Annotated in this window: 22 protein-coding genes and 1 other annotated feature; of the genes, 13 read left to right on the top strand and 9 right to left on the bottom strand. The window is 60.3% G+C overall.

The annotated features are described in order from the left end of the window. Positions 1-175 precede the first annotated feature (175 nt). Positions 176-1,069, bottom strand: a complete 894-nt coding sequence (locus ACRQ5J_RS16885) for a LysR family transcriptional regulator (protein ID WP_432378233.1) — start codon at positions 1,067-1,069, stop codon at positions 176-178. Between the two features lie 106 nt (positions 1,070-1,175). Between ACRQ5J_RS16885 and ACRQ5J_RS16890 the strand changes: the two genes are divergently transcribed. The 3 genes from ACRQ5J_RS16890 (at position 1,176) to gudD (ending at position 4,960) form a co-directional block, all read left to right on the top strand. Next, a complete protein-coding gene (locus ACRQ5J_RS16890) occupies positions 1,176-2,042 on the top strand; it encodes an NmrA family NAD(P)-binding protein (RefSeq protein ID WP_432378234.1) in 867 nt (288 codons plus the stop codon). Between the two features lie 187 nt (positions 2,043-2,229). Next, the gene (locus ACRQ5J_RS16895; protein ID WP_432378236.1) at positions 2,230-3,588 is read left to right on the top strand and encodes an MFS transporter; all 1,359 of its coding nucleotides are present in this window, start codon (positions 2,230-2,232) and stop codon (positions 3,586-3,588) included. Positions 3,589-3,619: 31 nt separating this feature from the next. After that, positions 3,620-4,960: a glucarate dehydratase gene (gene gudD, locus ACRQ5J_RS16900; RefSeq protein WP_432378237.1), complete on the top strand. Its 1,341-nt coding sequence runs from the start codon at positions 3,620-3,622 to the stop codon at positions 4,958-4,960. Positions 4,961-4,966: 6 nt separating this feature from the next. Here gudD and ACRQ5J_RS16905 read toward each other — a convergent pair whose 3' ends face one another. Beyond that, positions 4,967-5,854 carry a LysR substrate-binding domain-containing protein gene (locus ACRQ5J_RS16905; protein WP_432378239.1) on the bottom strand — a complete coding sequence of 296 codons (888 nt, stop codon included), beginning with the start codon at positions 5,852-5,854 and terminating at the stop codon, positions 4,967-4,969. Positions 5,855-5,982: 128 nt separating this feature from the next. On the opposite strand from ACRQ5J_RS16905, the gene ACRQ5J_RS16910 reads away from it, so the two are divergent. Then, complete coding sequence (locus ACRQ5J_RS16910; protein WP_432378241.1) at positions 5,983-6,807, top strand: EcsC family protein; 825 nt, start codon at positions 5,983-5,985, stop codon at positions 6,805-6,807. Between the two features lie 87 nt (positions 6,808-6,894). Here ACRQ5J_RS16910 and ACRQ5J_RS16915 read toward each other — a convergent pair whose 3' ends face one another. The 3 genes from ACRQ5J_RS16915 to ACRQ5J_RS16925 form a co-directional block, all read right to left on the bottom strand. Next, a complete protein-coding gene (locus ACRQ5J_RS16915) occupies positions 6,895-7,278 on the bottom strand; it encodes a hypothetical protein (RefSeq protein ID WP_432378243.1) in 384 nt (127 codons plus the stop codon). A gap of 54 nt (positions 7,279-7,332) precedes the next feature. Continuing rightward, positions 7,333-7,707: a hypothetical protein gene (locus tag ACRQ5J_RS16920; protein WP_432378245.1), complete on the bottom strand. Its 375-nt coding sequence runs from the start codon at positions 7,705-7,707 to the stop codon at positions 7,333-7,335. Between the two features lie 87 nt (positions 7,708-7,794). Beyond that, positions 7,795-8,508, bottom strand: coding sequence for a tetratricopeptide repeat protein (locus tag ACRQ5J_RS16925; protein ID WP_432378247.1), 714 nt, complete (start codon positions 8,506-8,508; stop codon positions 7,795-7,797). A gap of 357 nt (positions 8,509-8,865) precedes the next feature. Here ACRQ5J_RS16925 and ACRQ5J_RS16930 point away from each other — a divergent pair. From ACRQ5J_RS16930 to ACRQ5J_RS16945, 4 genes are all read left to right on the top strand, one after another. Continuing rightward, positions 8,866-10,112 (top strand): IS3 family transposase gene (locus ACRQ5J_RS16930; protein ID WP_432378249.1). Its coding sequence is split into 2 segments (ribosomal slippage): positions 8,866-9,154 and positions 9,154-10,112, totalling 1,248 coding nucleotides; the frame shifts between segments, so codons are not numbered across the junction. Continuing rightward, positions 9,144-9,260 (top strand) — a sequence feature (AL1L pseudoknot). Its footprint overlaps the gene before it by 117 nt. Before the next feature lie 276 nt (positions 10,113-10,388). Next, positions 10,389-11,183, top strand: a complete 795-nt coding sequence (locus ACRQ5J_RS16935; protein ID WP_432378250.1) for a hypothetical protein — start codon at positions 10,389-10,391, stop codon at positions 11,181-11,183. 57 nt (positions 11,184-11,240) lie between these two features. After that, a complete protein-coding gene (locus ACRQ5J_RS16940) occupies positions 11,241-12,413 on the top strand; it encodes an efflux RND transporter periplasmic adaptor subunit (RefSeq protein ID WP_432378251.1) in 1,173 nt (390 codons plus the stop codon). A 53-nt stretch (positions 12,414-12,466) separates the two neighbouring features. Beyond that, positions 12,467-13,837: an efflux transporter outer membrane subunit gene (locus ACRQ5J_RS16945; protein WP_432383671.1), complete on the top strand. Its 1,371-nt coding sequence runs from the start codon at positions 12,467-12,469 to the stop codon at positions 13,835-13,837. Positions 13,838-13,925: 88 nt separating this feature from the next. On the opposite strand, the gene ACRQ5J_RS16950 is transcribed toward ACRQ5J_RS16945, so the two are convergent. Next, entirely contained in the window at positions 13,926-14,060 is a 135-nt protein-coding gene (locus ACRQ5J_RS16950; protein ID WP_432378253.1) for a hypothetical protein, read from the bottom strand. Positions 14,061-14,319: 259 nt separating this feature from the next. Here ACRQ5J_RS16950 and ACRQ5J_RS16955 point away from each other — a divergent pair, with 259 nt between their 5' ends. Continuing rightward, positions 14,320-15,081, top strand: a complete 762-nt coding sequence (locus tag ACRQ5J_RS16955) for an SDR family NAD(P)-dependent oxidoreductase (protein WP_432378255.1) — start codon at positions 14,320-14,322, stop codon at positions 15,079-15,081. After that, positions 15,082-15,309 (top strand): DUF3606 domain-containing protein, encoded by a 228-nt coding sequence (locus ACRQ5J_RS16960; RefSeq protein WP_432383672.1) that lies wholly within the window; start codon positions 15,082-15,084, stop codon positions 15,307-15,309. It begins immediately after the preceding gene. Here the strand turns inward: ACRQ5J_RS16960 and ACRQ5J_RS16965 are convergent. Then, a complete protein-coding gene (locus tag ACRQ5J_RS16965) occupies positions 15,274-15,504 on the bottom strand; it encodes a hypothetical protein (RefSeq protein ID WP_432378257.1) in 231 nt (76 codons plus the stop codon). The genes ACRQ5J_RS16960 and ACRQ5J_RS16965 overlap by 36 nt on opposite strands. Positions 15,505-15,739: 235 nt before the next feature. On the opposite strand from ACRQ5J_RS16965, the gene ACRQ5J_RS16970 reads away from it, so the two are divergent. Beyond that, a complete protein-coding gene (locus ACRQ5J_RS16970; RefSeq protein WP_432378258.1) occupies positions 15,740-16,138 on the top strand; it encodes an RES family NAD+ phosphorylase in 399 nt (132 codons plus the stop codon). 254 nt (positions 16,139-16,392) lie between these two features. On the opposite strand, the gene guaA is transcribed toward ACRQ5J_RS16970, so the two are convergent. Further along, on the bottom strand, positions 16,393-18,003 hold the full coding sequence (gene guaA, locus ACRQ5J_RS16975; RefSeq protein WP_432378260.1) for a glutamine-hydrolyzing GMP synthase: 1,611 nt from the start codon (positions 18,001-18,003) through the stop codon (positions 16,393-16,395). 63 nt (positions 18,004-18,066) lie between these two features. Continuing rightward, the gene (gene guaB, locus ACRQ5J_RS16980; RefSeq protein ID WP_432378262.1) at positions 18,067-19,530 is read right to left on the bottom strand and encodes an IMP dehydrogenase; all 1,464 of its coding nucleotides are present in this window, start codon (positions 19,528-19,530) and stop codon (positions 18,067-18,069) included. A 337-nt stretch (positions 19,531-19,867) separates the two neighbouring features. Between guaB and ACRQ5J_RS16985 the strand changes: the two genes are divergently transcribed. Together ACRQ5J_RS16985 and ACRQ5J_RS16990 are read left to right on the top strand one after the other, a co-directional pair. Next, on the top strand, positions 19,868-20,464 hold the full coding sequence (locus ACRQ5J_RS16985; RefSeq protein WP_432378263.1) for a PEP-CTERM sorting domain-containing protein: 597 nt from the start codon (positions 19,868-19,870) through the stop codon (positions 20,462-20,464). Positions 20,465-20,930: 466 nt separating this feature from the next. Continuing rightward, positions 20,931-21,410, top strand: coding sequence for an FxDxF family PEP-CTERM protein (locus tag ACRQ5J_RS16990; RefSeq protein ID WP_432378264.1), 480 nt, complete (start codon positions 20,931-20,933; stop codon positions 21,408-21,410). Positions 21,411-21,429: the final 19 nt, after the last annotated feature.

Below are 21,429 nucleotides of genomic sequence, written 5' to 3' on the forward strand. Positions count from 1 at the left end.
AGGCTGGGTCACAGGACTTTTAGCTACGCAAAAGGGTGTGGGCGCAAGGCCCGGTGCAGAGATTACTGCGATATCTGTTGTAAATTTACGTCAAGTATAGCTTAAAAATGCAATAAAGTCCAGTGGCTTTCCAATTTGAAATGTGCTAGCTATGTTCGTTGGCGCACTTATGGAATCAATTTTCACCGTAATTGGCAAGCTCTTCCGGCGTTCCGGAAGGGAATTTTTGTTTGATAAATTCAAGAAATGCCGAGACCCGGCTACTCAGCAGCCGGCGCGATGGGTACAGCGCCCACAAGGCGATTTCGGGTCCCTCGATATCGCCCCAGTGCTGCAGCTTGCCGGCCGCGAGATCCTGGCTGACCAGCGACACCGGCAGCATGGCGACACCGGCGCCGGCGCGGACCGCGTCGCGCACCATCAGCATTGACGACAAGTGCAGCACCGGCTTTACGGCAAGCCCCGTGACGCCGCTGCCGGTACGCATCTGCCAGACGGCATTCACGCCGCTGGCGCCACGCACCACCGCCGGAACGGCTGCGTCGCCGGTCGGCCGCGGCAGTTGCGGCGCGGCCACCACGGCCAGGCGGTCGCGCAGAAATATCCTGCCGACCAGCGTGTCGTCCGGGGCGGGATTGACGCGGATGACGAGGTCGTAGCCCTCCTCCACCATATCGACGGCGCGATCCTCGGTGGTCACTTCAAGCTGCACCTGCGGATACGCCAGCGCGAACTCGGCCGCCAGCCTGCCCATCGCCGTCTGCGAAAACAGCAGGGGCGCGCTGATGCGCAGCCGGCCGCGCGGCGCCGCCCCGCCGGCGCTGATGGCGGCGGCCGCCTCGTCTATCTCGTTCAGCAAGGCGCCTGTGCGTTCGTGCAGCGCCCGGCCCTCTTCGGTCAGCTTGAGGCTGCGCGCGCCCCGCTCCAGCAGCCGAACGCCCAGGCTGGTTTCCAGCTCGGCCACGCGGCGCGACAGGGTGGCCTTGGGACGGTCGGTGGCGCGGGCGGCTTTGCCGAAGCCGCCATGCCGGACCACCAGGTTGAAATCAGACAGTGCATGCAGATCCATGTGTTCCACCAGTGAGACGTAGTGTCTCAATATATCATCTTTCGGACCACCATCGGAACATCTACCATGGAGTCATCTGTCAACCACAACCCAAAGGAGCAACATCATGACTATTCTCGTTACTGGCGCCACCGGCCGCGTAGGCCAGCAAGTCGTCCAACAACTCGTGCAGCGCGGCGCCGCCGTGCGTGTGCTGGTGCGCGATCCATCCAAGGCCGCCTTCCCCGCCGGCGTCGAAGTGGTACAAGGCGAGCTGCTCGATGTCGATGCGTTGCGCGCCGCCTTTGCCGGCGTCAACACGCTGTTCCTGCTCAACGCCGTGGCCGGCGACGAGTTCACCCAGGCGCTGATTACGCTGAATGTGGCGCGCGCCTCGGGCGTCGAGCGCGTGGTCTATTTGTCGGTGCTGCACAGCGACCGATTCGTCAACGTGCCGCATTTCGCGGTCAAGCTGGGCGCCGAGCGCATGATTGAGCAGATGGGTTTCAGCGCGACGATACTGCGGCCGGCTTATTTCATCGACAACGAGTTGATGGTCAAGGACGTCATCCTGAACCACGGCGTGTACCCGATGCCGATCGGCGGCAAGGGCATCGCCATGGTCGACGTGCGCGATATTGCCGAAGTCGCCGCCATCGAGCTGATCCGCCGCGCCGAGGCGCCCGGCAAGTTGCCGAGCCAGATCATCAACCTGGTCGGCCCCGATGTGCTGACCGGCGCCGGCGTCGCGGCGATCTGGAGTGCGGTGCTGGCGCGCCCGGTGGTCTACGGCGGCGACGATCCCAGCGGCTTCGAGCAGAATCTGGCGACCTTCATGCCGAAGTGGATGGCCTACGAAATGCGCCTGATGGCAGAACGCTATGTCAGCGACGGCATGCTGCCGGAAGCCGGCGACGCCGAGCGCCTGAGCGCGCTGCTGGGCCGCCCGCTGCACTCGTATCGCGCCTTCGCCGCAGCAGTGGCTGCCGGGTAAGGCAAGGCGGCGGAGCGCGCGGGTTTATCCAAAAGCGCACGCTCCGCTGCGCACTGTCAATTCAATTACTGAATACTGGCATACCTGCTTTGGTTTGATCCGGCATCGATGCACGCCTATGATTATTTGGCGTCCCTAGCAAACGTAGAGTTGCAGATGGGTATATAAAAACATAAAGGAGTCAATCGTGGAACAAGTACATACCGCTCAGGCTGCCGGCGCGGCGCCAGCCAGGACCAACAAGCGCTGGCTGATCCTGGCCATGCTGTTCGCCATCACCACCATCAACTATGCCGACCGCGCGACGATTTCGATTGCCGGCCCGGAGATCAAGAAAGAACTCGGCCTGTCGGCGGTCCAGATGGGCTTTGTGTTCTCCGCCTTTGCCTGGTCCTACGTGCTGGCGCAACTACCGGGCGGCTGGCTGCTGGACCGCTTCGGCTCCAAGATCACTTATTTCTTCAGCATTTTCCTGTGGTCGCTGTTCACGCTGTTCACCGGCGCCGCCGGCTTCTTTACCGGCGCCGCCGCTGTCGGCGTCCTGTTCGCCTTGCGCCTGCTGGTCGGCGCGGCGGAAGCGCCCTCCTTCCCCGGCAACAGCCGCATCGCGTCCGCCTGGTTCCCGACGCAGGAACGCGGCCTGGCCGCCGCAGTCTTCAATTCGGCGCAATACTTCGCCACCGTGCTGTTCGCCCCGATCATGGGCTGGCTGGTGCACGCGCTCGGCTGGCACAGCGTGTTCTACGTCATGGGCGCGCTGGGCGTGCTCATGGCCTTCGTCTGGCTGAAGACCATCTACGGCCCGAAAGACCATCCCGGCATCAACGCCGCCGAGCTGCAATACATCCAGGAAGGCGGCGCGCTGGTCGATCTGGAAGGCAGCGCCCGCGTCGCCCAGCCGAAGCAAGTCGACACCTTCGCCTGCATCAAGGAACTGCTGGGCAACCGCATGCTGCTGGGCGTGTATATCGGCCAATACTGCATCACCACGCTGACCTATTTCTTCCTGACCTGGTTCCCTGTCTACCTGGTGCAGGAACGCCATATGACGATACTGAAGGCCGGCTTTGTGGCCTCGCTGCCGGCCATCGCCGGCTTCCTCGGCGGCATCACCGGCGGCTGGATGTCGGACCGCCTGGCCAAGCGCGGCTATTCGCTGTCGGTGTCGCGCAAGCTGCCGATTGTGCTGGGCATGGTGATGTCGATGAGCATGATCGCCTGTAACTACATCGAAACCGATGCGCTGGTGATCGCCGTCATGTCGCTGGCCTTCTTCGGCAAGGGCATCGGCGCGCTGGGCTGGGCGGTGGTGTCGGACACCTCGCCGAAAGAAGCCGGCGGCCTCAGCGGAGCGCTGTTCAACACCTTCGGCAATACGGCCGGCATCACCACGCCGATCGTGATCGGCTACATCGTCGACGCCACCGGCTCGTTCTCCGGCGCGCTGGTGTACGTCGGCGCCAATGCCGCGCTGGCGATCGCCTGCTATCTGTTCGTGGTCGGCGACATCAAGCGCGTCAAGCTGGTGAAGTCGCTGGCCAACTAACCTATCCACCATCAACCTACCGAGGCCCCCTATGAACACCCATGTCACCAACGCCCCCGTCGTCACCGACCTGCGCGTCGTGCCCGTGGCCGGCCAGGACAGCATGCTGCTGAATCTGAGCGGCGCGCACGGTCCATGGTTCACCCGCAACATCGTCATTCTCAAGGACAGCGCCGGCAACACCGGCCTGGGCGAAGTGCCTGGCGGCGAAAAAATCCGCCAGACCATCGAGGACGCGCGCGGCTTCATCATCGGCAAGACCCTGGGCGACTACAACAGCATCCTGAACGAAATGCGCACCGCGTTCGCCGACCGCGATGCCGGCGGCCGCGGCTTGCAGACCTTCGACCTGCGCACCACCATTCACGCCGTGACCGCCGTGGAATCGGCGCTGCTGGACCTGCTGGGCCAGTTCATGAACGTGCCGGTCGCCGCGCTGCTGGGCGAAGGCGTGCAGCGCAAGGCAGTCGAAATGCTGGGCTATCTGTTCTACGTCGGCGACCGCAACAAGACCAACCTGAGCTACCGCAGCGAGCCGGACGCCGACAACGCCTGGTTCCGCCTGCGCAATGAAGAAGCGCTGACGCCGGAAGCCGTGGTGCGCCTGTGCGAGGCCGCGCGCGAACGTTACGGTTTCAACGACTTCAAGCTGAAAGGCGGCGTGCTGTCGGCCGATGAGGAAATGGAAGCCATCATCGCCATGCACGAACGTTTCCCGGAAGCACGCATCACGCTGGACCCGAACGGCGCCTGGTCGCTGCAAGAAGCGATCCGCGTGTGCCGCGACAAGCACGGCATCCTGGCCTACGCGGAAGACCCTTGCGGCGCCGAGAACGGCTTCTCGGGCCGCGAAGTGCTGGCCGAATTCCGCCGCGCCACCGGCCTGCCGACCGCCACCAACATGATCGCCACCGACTGGCGCCAGATGGCGCACTCGATCTCGCTGCAATCGGTCGATATTCCGCTGGCCGACCCGCACTTCTGGACCATGCAGGGATCGGTGCGCGTGGCGCAGCTGTGCCAGATGTTCGGCCTGACCTGGGGTTCGCATTCGAACAACCACTTCGACATCTCGCTGGCCATGTTCACCCACGTCGGCGCCGCCGCGCCGGGCAAGGTCACCGCCATCGACACCCACTGGATCTGGCAGGACGGCCAGCGCCTGACCAGGGAGCCGCTGAAGATCGAAGGCGGCCTGGTGCACATCCCGGCCCGGCCGGGCCTCGGCATCGAACTGGACGAGGCGGAACTGGAAAAAGCCCATCAGGCCTACAAGAACATGGGCCTGGGCGCGCGCGACGACGCCGTCGCCATGCAATTCCTGGTGCCGGGCTGGAAGTTCGACAACAAGCGCCCTTGCCTGGTGCGCTGAGCGGCGCTAGCGCCCGGCCTGGAACGTTGGCAGGATTTCGCGGATGAACAATTGCAGAATTGGATTCTCGTTATTGCGCCGGTACGTGCACACCGTGTTGACCGGTTCGGTATCGATGCGCCGGTACACGATGCCGTCGAATTGCAGCCGGGCGCAGGCCTCCGACACCAGCGCCGCGCCGATGCCGGCGCTGACCAGGGCCAGCATGGTGTGCACCTGGCCGATATGCTCGACCACGTCCGGAACCACGCCCTCGCGCTCGAACCGCGCGCTCAGCATCTGGTAGAACGGCCGCGCCTCGTAGGGCGAATACATGATGAAGTGACGCTGGTGCAGGCAGGCCAGCGTCGGCTGTTCGGGCCAGGTGTCGGCCTCGCCCTCGGGCACCGCCAGCAGCATGCCTTCGGTCTTGATCGGCAGGCTGATTAAATCGCTCTGCAACACATGCGAGCGCATCAGGGCCATATCCAGCTGGCCGGCATTCAGCGCCTCCACCTGCGAGGTGCTGACCAATTCCTTCAACGTCAATGCAATGCTCGGAGTGCGCTCGCGCAGGCGGCGCACCACTTCCGGCAGCAAGGTGTAGCCGGACGCCGACGTAAACCCGATCGCCAGGCTGCCCTGCTCGCCCCTGGCGACACGCCGCGCCATCAGGCCGGCCTCTTCCGACAGGCGCAGGATGCGCGCGGCCTCGGGCAGAAACGCCTTGCCGGCCGCAGTCAGGCGCACCACGCGGCTGCTGCGGTCCAGCAGCTGCGCGCCGACATTATGTTCAAGCAATTGGATTTGCCGGCTCAAAGGCGGCTGTGTCATGTTCAGGCGCTCGGCGGCGCGGCTGAAGTGCAGCTCCTCGGCAACTGCGACAAAACAACGCAGCTGACTGATTTCAAACATGGCCTGAGACTTTCACAAGAAGAAACCGCGCCTCGCGGAGGTGGTCTATTATATCCAACCGGCCACTGGCCTACGCTACTTCTGTCTGTGGTATACCATGCGGTATCACACCAGACCACAGGATGCAGATGAACGACAAGGACTTGCAGGACCTGGAACACGCAGTCAGGCTTCTGACCGCGACGCCGGTCCTGATCCGCATGAGCAACGCGGTAGGCTCCACGCTGGAAGCCGGCATGAAAAAGCTGCCCGGCAAGGTGCGCGACGGCATACAGGACGCGACCCACAAGGGCTTGACCAAAGCCATGGAATGGACCGGCAAATCGCTCGACGGCCAGGTGCGGGACGCCAGCACCAGGAGCCATCTGCTGGCTGCCGCCACCAGCGGCGCCATCGGCGGCTTTTTCGGCTTTGCCGGACTGGCGGTGGAAATTCCGGCCACCACGCTGCTGATGATGCGCTCCATCCTCGACATCGCGCGCAGCGAGGGGCATGACATTGCCGATCCGGCAATCCAGCTCGAATGCCTGAGCGTGTTCAGCCACGGCAGCAGCTCCAGCCAGGCCGACGACGCGGTCGACACCAGCTACTACGCGGCGCGGGTCGCGCTGGCCGAGACCATGGCGGAAACCGCCAAGGCGCTGAGCAAAATCGCCGCCGACAAGGCAGCGCAAGGCATCTCCGCCTCCACCGCCGGCCAGTGGCTGGCCCGCTTCATCGACGCGGTGGCCAGCCGGTTCGGCGTCGTCATCACCGAGAAAGCCGCATTGCAGGCGGCACCGCTGCTGGGCGCCCTCACCGGCGCCACCATCAACAGCTTGTTCATGGACTTCTACCAGGATGTGGCGCGCGGCCACTTCACCGTGCTGCGCCTGGAGGCGGCATACGGCCAGGACGCGGTCAAAGCGGAATTCAAGGCGCTGCACGCTAAACTGATCGGCGCAAGCGCTTAGGTGTTCTAGCTCACAATTGACCTGACACACGACGTTCGATTGATGGCCAGCGGCTTCCGCCCCAAAGCCGCCAGTCGTTATTCGAATTTAAAGACCTTCGGGCAAACCGCTGTTACCATCAAGCTTTGTAATACGCCATTTATTTTTGTCATGCTGCTCAAATTTGATTTCGTAGTCAAAGTCAGAGCTGACGACTAAAAGGCACACGCAAAATTTACGGCTTGGGTCGCTCTCAAAATTCCACAGTTGCCGCCCTAAGTCGTTTAGATTGTCGAATAACTGGCCCTCGTTGAGAGTCGAAATCAACGTGACTCCTGATGAGGCGCTGTAGGAGGCATTGGAGCCATACTGGTTATCTGCGCATACGAATCGCCAATAGGCACGTTCCCACAGAGGATTTATTCGTTGCATCGCCGCGATGAATTCCTTCGCCAATGAAATTACTACTGGGGATGCTCCGTCAAAATTCATAAAACCTATTCTTTAAAAGTTATCACTGACTGCAACTGGCCGGAAGCGGGATACTCAAGCTCTCTTCGCATCTTCATACGGACGTAGTTCTTCAGTGCTTGGCAGATACTGAAGCGCATCGCCACCAAGACTATAGAACTCGATTCCACTCAGTAGTCCACCACTCTCAAATATAAATGCGCCACTTACCTCATCACCTTCGCCTATTAAGTAGTCGCCCAAAATATTGACACCTGGCAGCGGCAGCGGCTGTCCCTTGATTTGGAAATTGATACTGGCACATCCGCATGGACATTTCCATGTGGTGACTTCTGCCAGGTCAACCTGCTGAAGAAACGCCGACGCCTCAGCATTGCCGTGTTCAAGCATCCAGCGAGCTAAGCGATGCTCATCGGGTGTCAGTACCCGATTTCCTGTTGGTTGGTCCATTAACTGAACTTAGCTTTCGTGATATCTAGTATGAGCGTCTGCTGTTGGCCGATTACCGCCGATACGCCCCAGCTCGGCATTAGCTTGTTAACGTACCATCTGGCATGCCTGTTTGTATCCCCCACGGCAGGAGGCTTCGTAGAGGCGCCGTGCAGTGGCACTGTCTTTGCGCACTCCGGTCCCCAAGTGATAAAGGTATGCGAGGTCGCCACACGCCTGCGCAGAGCCGGAGTCGCAGGCCTTTTGGAGCCATGTCGCGCCTAGAGCAGCATTTGCGGCTACGTCCTTGCCCATTACGTACACAATGCCGAGGTCACGGCAAGCGACAATATCGCCGGCCCCGCAGCTTTTTCGATATAGTGCAAGTCCCGCAGCAGTATCTACTGGAACACCGATGCCTCTTAGTAGAAAGTCGCCGAGATTTGCACAAGCCAGCATGTCGTTGCCATCGCACCCTTTCCGATACAAAGCCGCTGCCTTCTGATAATCGGGCAAGGTTCCAACGCCGCGCCCGTACAGCGCCCCCAGGTTAGTACACGCACGGGCGTAGTTTCTGTCGCATGCCATCGAATAGCGTGGGAGTGCGGAAACTGCATCCCCCACTTCGTATTCCAAGTAAGTCCCGGCCTTGTAGCAGGCTTCCGGCGCTCCTTTGGCGCATTGAGATTCGAACTTGTCCTGCTCGGACGCAATGCACGAACCTGCGGAAACTATAAAAAGCGCGGCCAACAGTTTTCTGTGCGAGTTTGCCCTCGTCAGATGCAAGTGCTGAATGCATTCAGGCAGTATAAGTGGAAGCATATTATTTCTGCATAGTCGATGATAGTCCGCTCCTGGCCGAATACAGTCTTACTTTACTGCCACTAAATCGAAGCGACCGGCAATCAGTTCAATACAACCGAAGTCACCATCAAGCGTAAGGCGATCATTCTCCAATAGGTAGGTTTCAATCTCGCCTAACGACTGTGTGCCATCGGCTGCCATTAATCCTGAACGCAAGCTCAATCTAAGAAGTCGCAATTCAACAGACGCGCCATCAAGCGCAATCGCATCAATCCTGGCATTCTCACCTTCAACCGTGCGTAGACTTAATCCCGCATAGGTCTGAATCGCCCCGGGTTTGAAGGAGGCTCCAACATTTGAGAAAATGGAGCCACCATGAAAAAATCAGTCCGATATTCCCCCGAAGTGATGGAGCGCGCCGTGCGCATGGTCCAAGAGGCCGGCAGCGAGTACGAGTCGCAGTGGGCGGCCATCACGTCCATCGCAGCCAAGATAGGCTGTACCTCCGAAACTCTGCGCCGTTGGGTGCGCCAGCGTGAGCGTGACACGGGCCAGCGTGAAGGCACCACAACGGCCGAAAGCGAGCGCCTCAAGGCGCTGGAGCGCGAGAACAAGGAGCTACGCAAGGCGAATGAAATCCTGCGTCTGGCGAGCGCGTTTTTCGCCCAGGCGGAGCTCGACCGTCGCTTCAAATCGTGAGACAGTTCATCGACCAGCACCGCCAAGCGTATGGGGTCGAGTCGATTTGCAAAGTCCTGCAAGTCGCCCCGTCCGGCTACTGGCGTTACGCCGCGCAGCGGTGCAATCCCGCTTTGCGCAGCAATCGTGCGAAGAGTGACGAGGTGCTGGCCTCTCAAATTGAACGCGTCTGGCAAGCCAACATGCAGGTCTATGGTGCCGAAAAGGTCTGGCGCCAACTGCGGCGCGAAGGCACCGAAGTTGCCCGCTGCACCGTTGAGCGCTTGATGCGCCGCGCCGGCCTGCGCGGCGTGATGCGGGGCAAGGTCGTGAAGACCACGATCGGCAATGCGGCCGCACCTTGCCCGCTGGACCGGGTCAACCGCCAGTTCAAGGCACAACGACCCAATCAACTGTGGGTGTCCGACTTCACCTACGTCTCGACTTGGCAAGGCTTTGTCTATGTGGCCTTTGTGATTGATGTCTTTGCCCGGCGTATCGTGGGCTGGCGCGTCAGCAGCTCCATGCGCACCGACTTCGTTCTGGATGCCTTGGAACAGGCGCTGTACGCACGCCAACCAGAACGTGATGACGCCTTGATTCATCATAGCGACAGGGGCTCGCAATACGTCTCCATTCGCTACAGTGAGCGCCTGGCAGAAGCTGGAGTTGAGCCTTCTGTGGGAAGTAAGGGCGACAGTTATGATAATGCGTTGGCCGAGACCATTAACGGGCTGTACAAGGCAGAACTGATACATCGCCGTGCTCCCTGGAAGACGCGCGCGGCCGTCGAGCTGGCGACGCTAGAGTGGGTGACCTGGTTCAATCATCATCGGTTGCTCAAACCGCTTGGCTATATACCGCCGGCCGAAGCTGAGGCAAACTACTACCGACAACTTTCCGAGCAGGTTATTTCGCCTGACTCACACCAATCGGCCTCCTAAATTTCCGGGGTGATTCAGTCAGACTTTGATCCAGCTCGATGCTGAGCAAATGACCTTCTAAAATTTTTTGAAACTCCACCGATACTCCGTATTAGTTTTCAACGTCCGATGCTGGCCGGTAGCGGCCTGTCAGAACTCTAACTCATCTGACAGTTCGTGTCAGGTCAAGTCTGAGTTAGTACAGCTTAGGCTACAATCGCGGTTTTCCCCGGAGTCGCGGAAATGTTTTTCCAGCTGCGATGCATCGCTTGTTTCGCTTTCACCTTATGCCTGTCGTTGCCCGCGTCCGCCGCGCCTGACGCGCCGCTCGAACTGCGCATCGCCGTGGTGAGCGATGGCCGCGCCGATTATTTCGTGCGCCTGCTGGAAGAGTCGCTGAAGCTGATCCACCAGCCCTACCGTATCCAGTACGTGAAGGATATTCCCGCGCGCCGCATGTGGTGGATGCTGGGCAGAGGCGACATCAACCTCTTCTACGGCATGCAATCGAAGGAAAAGGATAACGACAAGCAGCTGGTCCCAGTGCGTAACGCGCTGACAAACGGCCTGATCGGGCAGCGCGTGCTGTTGATACGCCACGCCGATGAAAAAACCTTCGCCGGCGTCCGCTCGGTGGACGATTTGAAGCGCACCGGCCTGATCGCCGGATTTGGCGCCGGCTGGGGCGATACCAAAGTGTGGCAAACCGCCGGCTTGCCCATGTACCAGCATACCGCGCCATGGAATACGGTGTACGCGATGGTGGCGGCCGGCAATCGCCACGTCGATTATCTGCCGCGCGGCGTCATCGAAGTGCTCAAGGAGGCGCGCGCCCACCCTGAACTGGCGGTTGAGCAACACCTGCTATTCGAATACCAGGCCGACTTTGGCTTCTACCTGAGTCCATCGGTCGCCCGCTATCGTCCGATTCTTGAACGGGCCTTGAAGGCGGCGGAAACCAGCGGACTCAAAGCACGCCTGATCGACGAAGCGTTCGGCGCCGACATCAAGGCCCTGAATCTGCACCGCCGCTTGCGCCTGCGACTCGCAGGCGAGCAGGCGTCCGTGGCGCCCCTGTCGCACGGGCATTGACACCAACTCGCGCGCCAGGCGCTAAAATGGCCGCTGTTTTTTAAAGACCTAAAACTGATGATCGACAAACATGACAGCGCCCGCCACCCGACTCTGCTTGCAGCGGCCGCGCTCGTGCTGGCGCTCCATGCCGATATTTCCTTCGCACAGGTATCCGTGCCGTCGCCGCCCAAGCTCGAAACCGTAACAGCGCAGCGCGGCGACCTGCAACAGATCGTCAACGCGACCGGGAAATTGCAGTTCCGCCGCTACGCGGACGTGAATGTCCAAGTTGCCGGCCAAATAAAGGACGTGCTGGTTGCCGTAGGGGACGCGGTGAAGGACGGGCAACTGTTGATGGAAATCTCGCCCGCGGTCCGCGCTCAACAGGTGGAAAGCAGCCGTGCCCAAATGGCGCGGTTGCGGGCCGAACTGGCTGACCAACAGGCGCAGACCGACTTTGCCGAATCGCAGTTCAAGCGCCAAACCCAACTCAAGGCACAAAATGCCACCCGAGAAGAAAGCTTCGAGTCGAGCCGCATGAATCTGTCTTCGGCGCGCGCCCGGATGGACTCGATCAACGCGCAGATCCGGCAGTTGGAAGCGACACTGAAAGCCGACGAGGAAAGCAGCCTGCACAAGCAAGTGCTGGCGCCGCTGTCGGGCACCGTCGTAGCGCTGAATGCGCGCGCCGGGCAAACGGTGAGCGTCGGCCAGGCCGGCGCGCCCTTGATGCGCATTGCGGATCTGTCGCAAATGACGGTGCGGGCGCGCGTGGCGGAAGTGGATGTCACGCGGCTCAAGCGCGGCATGACGGCCAACTTCCAGACGCCCGGCTATCCCGGCCGTACCTGGTCAGGCAAACTGCGCCAGGTGATTCCGGTCCCGGCCGAAGGTACTGGCGAGCAAGGCAAGCAGACTTTCTACAATGTGCTGTTCGAAGTCGACAATCCGGAACAGGAACTCATGAGCGGCATGACGACACAGGTACAGTTTATCGTCGCGCAGGCCAAGGATGCGGTGCTGCTGCCGGCCGACTTGCTGGGCCAGCGCGATGCGGCCGGCATGTATCTGCTCAATGTGGTCGACCGCGACCAGCGCATCGTGGCGCGCAAAGTGAAAATCGGCTTGCGCGCCGGACAGCAGGTACAGGTGCTATCCGGCCTTGCGGCGGGCGAGCAAGTGCTGGCTGGCCCGGCGCCGACATCGGCGCTTCCGCCCGAGTCCGATGCGCCAGCGGGTAGGCCATGAAGCAAGCGATTGCGCGCAACAGGCCGCGACTGGCCAACACTGCACCAACGCGGATGCTGGCGGGCTGCCTTGCCGGCGTGTTGCTGGCCGGGTGCACGCACACCAGGCCCATTGCAGAGCCAGCGCCGGCAGTCCCATTGCCTGCCAACTGGTCGCAAGCGGGGACGGCAGGTAGCCAGGCATGGCCGGACAGCCACTGGTGGCAGCGCTTCGGTAGCGACGAACTGAGCCAGTTGGTGCGCGAGGGTCAGCACAGCAACCTGGAGCTGGCTGCGGCGATGTCGCGGGTGCGCCAGGCGGCGGCGCAGGCGCGCATTGCCGGGGTCGCGCTACTGCCCTCCGTCGATGCTTCGGCCGGCGCCAGCCGCGACCTGCCGCTCGGCGGCAATCACAACGCCAATGTCTCGTCGAGCGGCGTGCTGCAGGTATCGTACGAGCTCGATTTTTGGGGCAAGAACGCGGCCAGCGCGGCCGCAGCCGAGGCAGCGCTCAGGGCCAATTTCTACGATCGTCAAACCGTGGCCCTGACCGTAACCAGCGGCATCGTCTCAACTTATCTGCAACTGCTGTCCCTGCACGACCGACTCGAAGTGGCGCGTGAGAACGCCAGCACCTCGGAGCGCGTGCTGGCACTGGTCGAAGCCCAAAGCAGCGTCGGCGCCGCCACGGCGGTCGATCTGGCGCGCCAACGTTCCGCCGTCGCCAGCCAGCGCGCCGCCATTCCTGCCTTATTGCAGCAGCAGCGCGAGGCGCACGCCGCGCTGGCGATCCTGCTCGGCCAGTCGCCGCAAACCTTCAAAATCAGCGACAGCGGACTCGACACCATACGCTTGCCGGAAGTCACGGCCGGCATGCCGTCCGAACTGCTGTCGCGGCGTCCCGACATCAGCCGTTCGGAGGCGATGCTGGCAGCGGCCAGCGCCAACGTCGAAGTGGCGCGCGCGGCACTGTTCCCCAGCATTCGGCTGACGGGATCGACGGGCGCGCAAAGCAATGCCTTGCTGTCGCTGCTCAACGCCCAAAATCTGTTCGCCAATGTCGGTGCCTCGCTGGTGGCGCCGATTTTCGACGGCGGACGTTTGCGCACCGAACGCGACCTGGCCATCGAACAGAAACAGGAACTGGTCCAGGCCTACCGCTCCACCGTCCTCGCGGCCTTGGCGGAAGTGGACACGGTGTTGGGTGAGATCAGCAGCCTCGACGAGCAGCGCCGTTTGAAAGAAGTGGAACTGGAACAGTCGCGGCTGGCCTTCAATTTATCGGAAATCCGCTACAAGGAAGGCGCGGAAGACCTCATGACCGTGCTCGATACCCAGCGCAACCTGTCGGACGTGCAAAATGAGCTGGGGATGCTGAAACTCAAGCGCCTGCAGGCCACGGTATCGCTCTACAAAGCGCTCGGCGGCGGCTGGCAAGCAGCCTGAGCAAAGCGTTGCATTGGCCCGGCATACGACGCCCTTGCGCCGTGCCGGGCAACAGCGCTTCCAGCCTTGCGTAGGGTTATGAGCAGGGCTACTTGGCGAAGCTGGCGTCGAATGCCTTCTGCTTTTCCTGCAATTCGCTCTTCTCGCTGCGGTCCAGCGCGAGGTAGCCGACAACCGCGGCCAGCAGCGCGACGATAACAAATAACACAGGCGTTTTGCGCATGGTCTTCTCCATCATGGAAATGATCAATGCCGCAGCTTGCTGACGGCGACGTGGTGTACACCACAATACCATCAAACACTGCACACGCAGCGCAAGGCGCGAACTCCAGTCGTCAAAACTCACCCGATCCCAAGTATGGGTGAAGTAGCGAACACCGCGAATGCGCTCTTGGTGGCACGCTTAGGGCCATGCTTCACATGGCCCCATATTCTGCTCAGTCAGGGTAGTTGCCAAACCATCTGTTTCGAAAGGAAAAAAATTGGATCGTTTCAAAGGCAAGACCGTACTCGTCACGGGCGCCGCTTCCGGTATCGGCCTCGCAACCACACGTCGTTTTATCGCCGAGGGGGCAAACGTCACGATGCTGGACATTGATGACAGCAGCCTGGCCAAAGCGGCCGAAGAGTTTCCTCAAGAGCGCGTGCTTGTCCATGTTGGCGACACAGCCGACAGCGCGACCGCGCGCGTCGTCGTTAAAGCCACGGTGGATCGCTTCGGTGGCCTGGATACGCTCGTCAACAACGCCGGCATCGCCAGTGAAGGCGACATCACGCAGACCAGCGAAGAAGACTTCGCGCGCGTTATGGCAGTGAACGTCGCTGGTTACTTTCACATGGCCAAAGCCTCAGTGCCCGAACTGGTGAAAGCGGGCGGGTCGATTGTGATGACGTCGTCGGTTTCGGGGCTGGGCGGAGACTGGGAGATGTTCGCCTACAATACCTCGAAGGGGGCCGTCAGCAACATGGTGCGGGCGATGGCATTAGACGCGGGCAAGACCGGCGTGCGTGTCAATGCAGTTAACCCGAGTTTTACCAAAACCGGTCTGACCAGGGATATGCTGGAAGACGCCGAGCTGGTGAAAAAGTTTGAGGAGCGCATGCCGCTGGGCGCGCCCGAAGATCCAGAGGGTGTGGCTGCGGCGATAGCATTTTTAGCCAGCGACGACGCGCGGCTGATTACCGGTGTAAATCTTCCAGTCGACGCCGGTCTGATGGCGTCCAACGGGCAGCCGCCCCAATAAATACGTTATTGGACGCAAGAATTGGGCGTGATCCGCGAACAGCTTGAGCAGGCGGTCAGGTCGCCGGCGGCAGGTGATCCAGCGCAACGCGCCCAAGCGGCGCGCGACCAGCGTCGAGTCATGGAGATTACCTGGTCGCGGCGCTTGACTTCCAAACATAATCGCCACAACCTTCGCTCCCCCTCTGTTGGTTTAAAAACCGCAAAACAGTGCAATAATAAGGCATAAATAGTGCATGAAGGAGTGGCTATGGCTACGGTACAAACGCCTCAAGCTGTCGAGGCCGTCCCTATATTCAATCGCAACTTCGATAAATTCCTGGACTTCCTGAATGCCGACGCTGGTCCGTCGATTTCCCCCAAACGATTCGGTCTGGTTTTCAGGGTCGATATGCAAACGCTGGCCGCGCAGGCTCGGGTTCATAGAAATACCCTTAGCCGGGCACCGGATACCGAGTCTGTCCAATCGTATTTGCGAGAGTCGCTGCGCGTCATGCGGGCGGCGACCGATGTAGCTGACAGTATCGAGAAGGCACTCTTCTGGTTCAAGAACCAGCCACTGCCGGTGTTCGACTACAAGCCCCCCAGGACCTTGTTTCAGAAAAACGTACGGAAGCCCTTATTAAGTACCTCCAGTCGCTCGGCGCTGGATACACCGGATGATTATCGTCTCACTCGACTCGGCTGCCTACAGAGTACATCAGCCGAAGTGGTCGATATCCCCAACCTCGGGGGCTGGTGCGGGCATTCATGGCGGACGCGCCAATCGGCCTGGCATCAAGGCGCTTTATCTATCATTGAAACTGGAAACAGCGTTGGCCGAGTATCAGCAGCTCGATACGCTGTTGCCTCCAGGCCTCATGGTGAGCTATAGGGTCAGCATCGACCCCATTGCAGACTTCCGTGGCGGCTATACCGACGACTGGGACCCAATTTGGCAGGATTTTTATTGCGATTGGCGGAAGCTTTATTTCAACCACAACATTGAGCCACCGTCCTGGGCCATCGGCGACCAAGTTTTAGCAGCGGGGGCGAAAGGGATTTGTTCAACTCCGTGATCACCGGTCACGCGAACCTGGTCATTTACACCGATGCACTTGCGAGCACTGATAGCCTAAATGCCTATGACCCAAACAACGCGCTCCCGAAAAATCAACAATCTTGGGAATAAGCACCAACGAGATTATCCATATGGCCGTCAATACGTGCCGCTAGCCTTACTACTGCCGGGGCCACCTAAAAATAAAGCCCTGTAAAAACAGGGCCTTATCAGCTGAATTAATTACAACCTACAATACTTCCAGAAGAAAACTTACTCCCACTCAATGGTCGCGGGCGGCTTACCGCTGATGTCGTATACGACACGGTTAATGCCGCGGACTTCATTGATGACCCTGTTAGACACCCGGCCCAGCAGCTCATGCGGCAGATGCGCCCAGTGCGCGGTCATGAAGTCTTGCGTCTGCACGGCGCGCAGCGCCACCACGTACTCGTAAGTGCGGCCGTCGCCCATCACGCCCACCGACTTCACCGGCAGGAACACGGCAAACGCCTGCGAGGTCGCCTCGTACCAGTTCTTCGGCACGGCGTCCTGATCGAAGCCCGGCACCACCGTCGCTTCGTACGGCGTGTTGCGCAGTTCTTCGATGAAGATGGCGTCCGCCTGGCGCAGCAGGTCGGCGTATTCCTTCTTCACTTCGCCCAGGATGCGCACGCCCAGGCCCGGCCCCGGGAACGGGTGACGGTAGACCATGTCATGCGGCAGGCCCAGCGCCACGCCCAGCTTGCGCACCTCGTCCTTGAACAGTTCGCGCAGCGGCTCCAGCAATTGCAGCTTCATGTGCTCCGGCAGGCCGCCGACGTTGTGGTGCGACTTGATGGTCTGGCCCTTCTTGCCCTTGCCGGCCGACTCGATCACGTCCGGGTAGATGGTGCCCTGCGCCAGCCATTTGGCGTTGACCAGCTTGGCCGATTCCTTGTCGAATACTTCGACGAATTCGCGGCCGATGATCTTGCGCTTCTGCTCCGGATCGCTAACGCCGGCCAGGTGGCCCATGAACTGGTCTTCGGCGTCGATGCGGATGACTTTGACGCCGAGGTTCTTGGCGAACATGTCCATGACCATCTTGCCTTCGTTCAGGCGCAGCAGGCCGTGGTCGACGAACACGCAGGTCAGCTGGTCGCCGATGGCGCGGTGGATCAGCGCCGCAGCCACCGACGAGTCGACGCCGCCGGACAGGCCGAGGATCACCTCATCGCTGCCCACCTGCGCGCGGATTTTCTCGACCGCTTCCGAGATGTAGTCCGGCATGTTCCAGTCCGATTTGCAGCCGCAGATTTCGTGCACGAAACGGCTCAGCATGACCTTGCCCTGCACGGTGTGCGTCACTTCCGGGTGCCACTGCACGCCGTAGAAACTTTTCTCTTCGTTGGCCATGGCGGCAATCGGGCACGATGGCGTGTCGCCCATCAGCACGAAGCCCGGCGGCATGTCCAGCACCTTGTCGCCGTGGCTCATCCAGACCTTTTGCATGCCGTGGCCCTCGTCGGTAACAAAGTCGACGATGCCGTCCAGCAGCTTGGTGTGGTTGCGCGCGCGCACCTCGGCGTAGCCGAACTCGCGCACCTTGCCGTTCTCGACCTTGCCGCCCAGCTGCGCGGCCATGGTCTGCATGCCGTAGCAGATGCCCAGCACCGGCACGCCCAGGTCGAACACGGCGTCCGGCGCGCGCGGCGCGTCGCCTTCCAGCGTGGAACTGTGGCTGCCCGACAGGATCACGCCGGCGGCGCCGTAGTTGCGCACGAATTCGTCGCTGACGTCATACGGATACACTTCCGAGAACACGCCGGAGTCGCGCACGCGGCGCGCGATCAGCTGGGTCACTTGGGAGCCGAAATCGAGAATGAGGATTTTAGAGTGCATGGAATTTGAACCAGTTTGAATATAGAAAAACGCCGGCGTGGGCCGCCGGCGTTTGCAAGGGTCTTAGTCGCCGGAACGGTAGTTCGGCGCTTCCTTGGTGATTTGCACATCGTGCACGTGCGATTCACGCATGCCGGCCGAGGTGATCTCGACGAACTCGGCTTTATTGCGCAGCTCTTCGATGGTGGCGCAGCCGCAGTAGCCCATCGACTGGCGCACGCCGCCCACCAGCTGGAAGATGATCGCCAGCACTGAGCCCTTGTAGGCTACGCGGCCTTCAATGCCTTCGGGGACGAACTTGTCCTGCTTCATGGCGGCGTCCTGGAAGTAGCGGTCGGCCGAACCGTCCGACATCGCGCCCAGCGAGCCCATGCCGCGGTACGATTTGTACGAACGGCCCTGGTACAGGATCACTTCGCCTGGCGCCTCTTCGGTGCCGGCAAACATCGAACCCATCATCACGGTCGAGGCGCCGGCTGCCAGCGCTTTCGAGATGTCGCCCGAGAAGCGGATGCCGCCGTCGGCGATGCACGGCACGCCGGTGCCTTCCAGCGCTTCGGCGACGTTGGAGATGGCGGTGATCTGCGGCACGCCGACGCCGGCGACGATACGGGTGGTGCAGATCGAGCCTGGGCCGATGCCGACCTTGACCGCGTCAGCGCCGTACTCGACCAGCGCCTTGGCGGCGGCTGCGGTGGCGATGTTGCCGCCGATGACGTCCACGTGCGGGTACTTGGTCTTGATCCATTTCACGCGGTCGAGGATGCCTTGCGAGTGGCCGTGGGCGGTATCGACCACCAGCACGTCCACGCCAGCGGCGACCAGCAGGTCGATACGCTCTTCATCCTTGGCGCCGACGCCAACGGCGGCGCCGACCAGCAGCTTGCCCTGCGAGTCTTTCGAGGCCAGCGGGTGCTCGGTCGACTTCTGGATATCCTTGACGGTGATCAGGCCTTTCAGCTCGAACGCTTCGTTGACCACCAGCACGCGCTCCAGGCGGTGCTTGTTCATCAGGCGCTTGGCTTCGGTGGTGTCGGCTTCTTCATTGACGTACACCAGCTTTTCGCGCGGGGTCATCTTGGCGCGCACTTCGGCGTCCAGTTCCTGTTCGAAACGCAGGTCGCGGTTGGTGATGATGCCGACCACTTCCTTGCCTTCCACCACCGGGAAGCCGGAGATGCCATATTGCTCGGTCAGCTTGATTACGTCGCGGATCTTCATCGTCGGCGGAATGGTGATCGGGTCGCGCAGCACGCCGGCCTCGAAACGCTTGACGCGCGCCACTTCACGGGCCTGATCCTTCGGATTCAGGTTTTTGTGAATGATGCCGATGCCGCCTTCCTGGGCCATGGCGATCGCCAGGCGTGCCTCGGTGACCGTATCCATGGCTGCCGACAGCAGAGGAATGTTCAGGCTGATGTTGCGGGTCAGACGGGTTTTGAGGGACGTATTCGCAGGCAGAACGTTGGAGTACGCTGGGACGAGCAGCACGTCATCGAATGTGAGTGCTTTTTGAAGTAGACGCATAGCATTTCCTATAGGCGCAAAGCGGCATTATACAGGAACAACTAAAGTTTGTCGCAGACTTCCTTAAACCAGATTGTTCCATTTTTCGCCCAAATTTCGCCCACGTGTAGCGGTCGATGCACCAGCAAAACCCGTCATTAAGCTTTGAGCAATTTTCCTATCGTAACAGGCACGCCTCGCGCTTCGTCAGCTCTTGCTCATTTCCCATCTTTTTATACGGTGATTTAAAGGGTGTTTTGACGTTTATTTAAGATATGAGAATCGCACCTGAACGACGCACTTCGCTTAACGAATGTGTAGAATTGGCAACTCAAAATAACAACCTTCAGGGGGTTTGATGAAAAAACTTATTCGCGCGACGGCGCTCTCGCTCGCCGTACTCGCTGGCGTCTCTCAGGCAGCTCCGGTTGATTTTTCTTACACCGTCACCGGCGGTGCGAACAACTGGACTTACGACTTTTCTTTCACCAATAATCTGGGCGGAAATTTCGACTTGTATTTTCTCGGTGTAGAGCTTCCGAAGCCGTTCAATCCTATAGCGCCGGCGCAATACGACAATACTACTTGGCCTACTTGGAATAACGCCGACTACGGCGGCACCGATAAGATTTACAATGTAACGTGGTATAACAAGACGTACAGTTCTACGACTCCATTCCCGTCCGGCACGACTCGTCATTTCGTAGTATCCGACACTAGCGCCACAGCGCTTTCTGAAGTAAGCTGGTTTGCATTTGGAATTGACGCGGTAACGTTTGCGCCATACACCGGTGGTCCACATCTGGGCGCGAACTATAACCCCGGCTTTGAAGGCGTGAACGCGAATATTCTTGAGCCGAGTCCGATGCCTGTACCCGAGCCATCGACCTATGCGATGATATTTCTGGGAATGGGATTGATCGCCGCCGCCGCTCGGCGCAAGCGTCGGCCTTAATTGAAACGCCCTTTGGGGTTCGAGCGCTGATAATCTTATCGGCGCTTCATTCTACCATCCAGCCCGTCACTTTCCAGTCGGGACTCTCAATGCCGACGCGCACCTTGTACGCTCGGCGAGTAACCGTTGCCTCCCAGCGCGTCGTCTCCAAAGTCTTGCCAGCGGCGGCACGCCTGCCAACGCGCGTCTGCTCAACCGCCGGAAGCCGCGTCACTGCGCACATGTGTATCAGACGCAACGCATGCAATTAGCTAGTCACCAAGGAAAGACACAATTGCAAAACACAATGTGCAATGCCGCATTGCACCATATTACGTTTTCTAAAAGGCAATTGTTAAATATTGCTGCGCGGAATTGATATTGTTCTCCCACTAAGCAAATAAAATTATTAATATTGTATCGTCCTGACGGACACAACAGTCCGGCGCTGAACAGCCGGTATATAACTTGTTTTAGGGGTTTTACGATGAAACTAAAGCTACTTGCCGCCGTACTCCTGGCTGGCGCGGCATTCTCCAGCTATGCCGCCGACCAGACCATTGACATTACTGCCAATCAGACCTACTCGTTCAACAGCAACGTCCCTGGTGACGGCGTCCTCAGCGGTGGTGAGGACGTGCTCAGCTTCACGGGCCTGGGGGCTGGCGCCTACCAGGTGCTGCTGACCTTCAGCGGCAACTTCGTGTCGATCACGGGGGCGTCGCTGAATGGTCAGGCGCCGACCACGCTGTCGTATGATCCGGTGTCCAGCCTGGGCAAATTCTGGATCAACGCCAACTCGCCTTTCACGCTGACGCTGCTGGGCACCGCAACCAACCCGGCGCTGGCCTCGTACTCCGGCCAGATCACCGTGACCGCGGTACCGGAGCCAGCCACCTATGGCATGCTGCTGGGTGGTCTCGGCTTGATGGGCCTGGTTGCTCGCCGTCGTAAGCAACAGCAATAAGCAGTCCCCGCGCTCCGGT

The sequence above is a fragment of the Duganella sp. P38 genome (assembly GCF_050859475.1).
Classification (GTDB): domain Bacteria; phylum Pseudomonadota; class Gammaproteobacteria; order Burkholderiales; family Burkholderiaceae_D; genus Rugamonas.

Excerpts from the sequence above, each read along its gene's own strand:
- ACRQ5J_RS16885 (WP_432378233.1), bottom strand. The coding sequence starts at position 1,069 with ATGGATCTGCATGCACTGTCTGATTTCAACCTGGTGGTCCGGCATGGC.
- ACRQ5J_RS16890 (WP_432378234.1), top strand. The coding sequence starts at position 1,176 with ATGACTATTCTCGTTACTGGCGCCACCGGCCGCGTAGGCCAGCAAGTC.
- gudD (WP_432378237.1), top strand. The coding sequence starts at position 3,620 with ATGAACACCCATGTCACCAACGCCCCCGTCGTCACCGACCTGCGCGTC.
- ACRQ5J_RS16905 (WP_432378239.1), bottom strand. The coding sequence starts at position 5,854 with ATGTTTGAAATCAGTCAGCTGCGTTGTTTTGTCGCAGTTGCCGAGGAG.
- ACRQ5J_RS16910 (WP_432378241.1), top strand. The coding sequence starts at position 5,983 with ATGAACGACAAGGACTTGCAGGACCTGGAACACGCAGTCAGGCTTCTG.
- ACRQ5J_RS16915 (WP_432378243.1), bottom strand. The coding sequence starts at position 7,278 with ATGAATTTTGACGGAGCATCCCCAGTAGTAATTTCATTGGCGAAGGAA.
- ACRQ5J_RS16920 (WP_432378245.1), bottom strand. The coding sequence starts at position 7,707 with ATGGACCAACCAACAGGAAATCGGGTACTGACACCCGATGAGCATCGC.
- ACRQ5J_RS16925 (WP_432378247.1), bottom strand. The coding sequence starts at position 8,508 with ATGCTTCCACTTATACTGCCTGAATGCATTCAGCACTTGCATCTGACG.
- ACRQ5J_RS16940 (WP_432378251.1), top strand. The coding sequence starts at position 11,241 with ATGATCGACAAACATGACAGCGCCCGCCACCCGACTCTGCTTGCAGCG.
- ACRQ5J_RS16945 (WP_432383671.1), top strand. The coding sequence starts at position 12,467 with ATGCTGGCGGGCTGCCTTGCCGGCGTGTTGCTGGCCGGGTGCACGCAC.
- ACRQ5J_RS16950 (WP_432378253.1), bottom strand. The coding sequence starts at position 14,060 with ATGCGCAAAACGCCTGTGTTATTTGTTATCGTCGCGCTGCTGGCCGCG.
- ACRQ5J_RS16965 (WP_432378257.1), bottom strand. The coding sequence starts at position 15,504 with ATGAACCCGAGCCTGCGCGGCCAGCGTTTGCATATCGACCCTGAAAAC.
- ACRQ5J_RS16970 (WP_432378258.1), top strand. The coding sequence starts at position 15,740 with ATGATTATCGTCTCACTCGACTCGGCTGCCTACAGAGTACATCAGCCG.
- guaA (WP_432378260.1), bottom strand. The coding sequence starts at position 18,003 with ATGCACTCTAAAATCCTCATTCTCGATTTCGGCTCCCAAGTGACCCAG.
- guaB (WP_432378262.1), bottom strand. The coding sequence starts at position 19,530 with ATGCGTCTACTTCAAAAAGCACTCACATTCGATGACGTGCTGCTCGTC.
- ACRQ5J_RS16985 (WP_432378263.1), top strand. The coding sequence starts at position 19,868 with ATGAAAAAACTTATTCGCGCGACGGCGCTCTCGCTCGCCGTACTCGCT.
- ACRQ5J_RS16990 (WP_432378264.1), top strand. The coding sequence starts at position 20,931 with ATGAAACTAAAGCTACTTGCCGCCGTACTCCTGGCTGGCGCGGCATTC.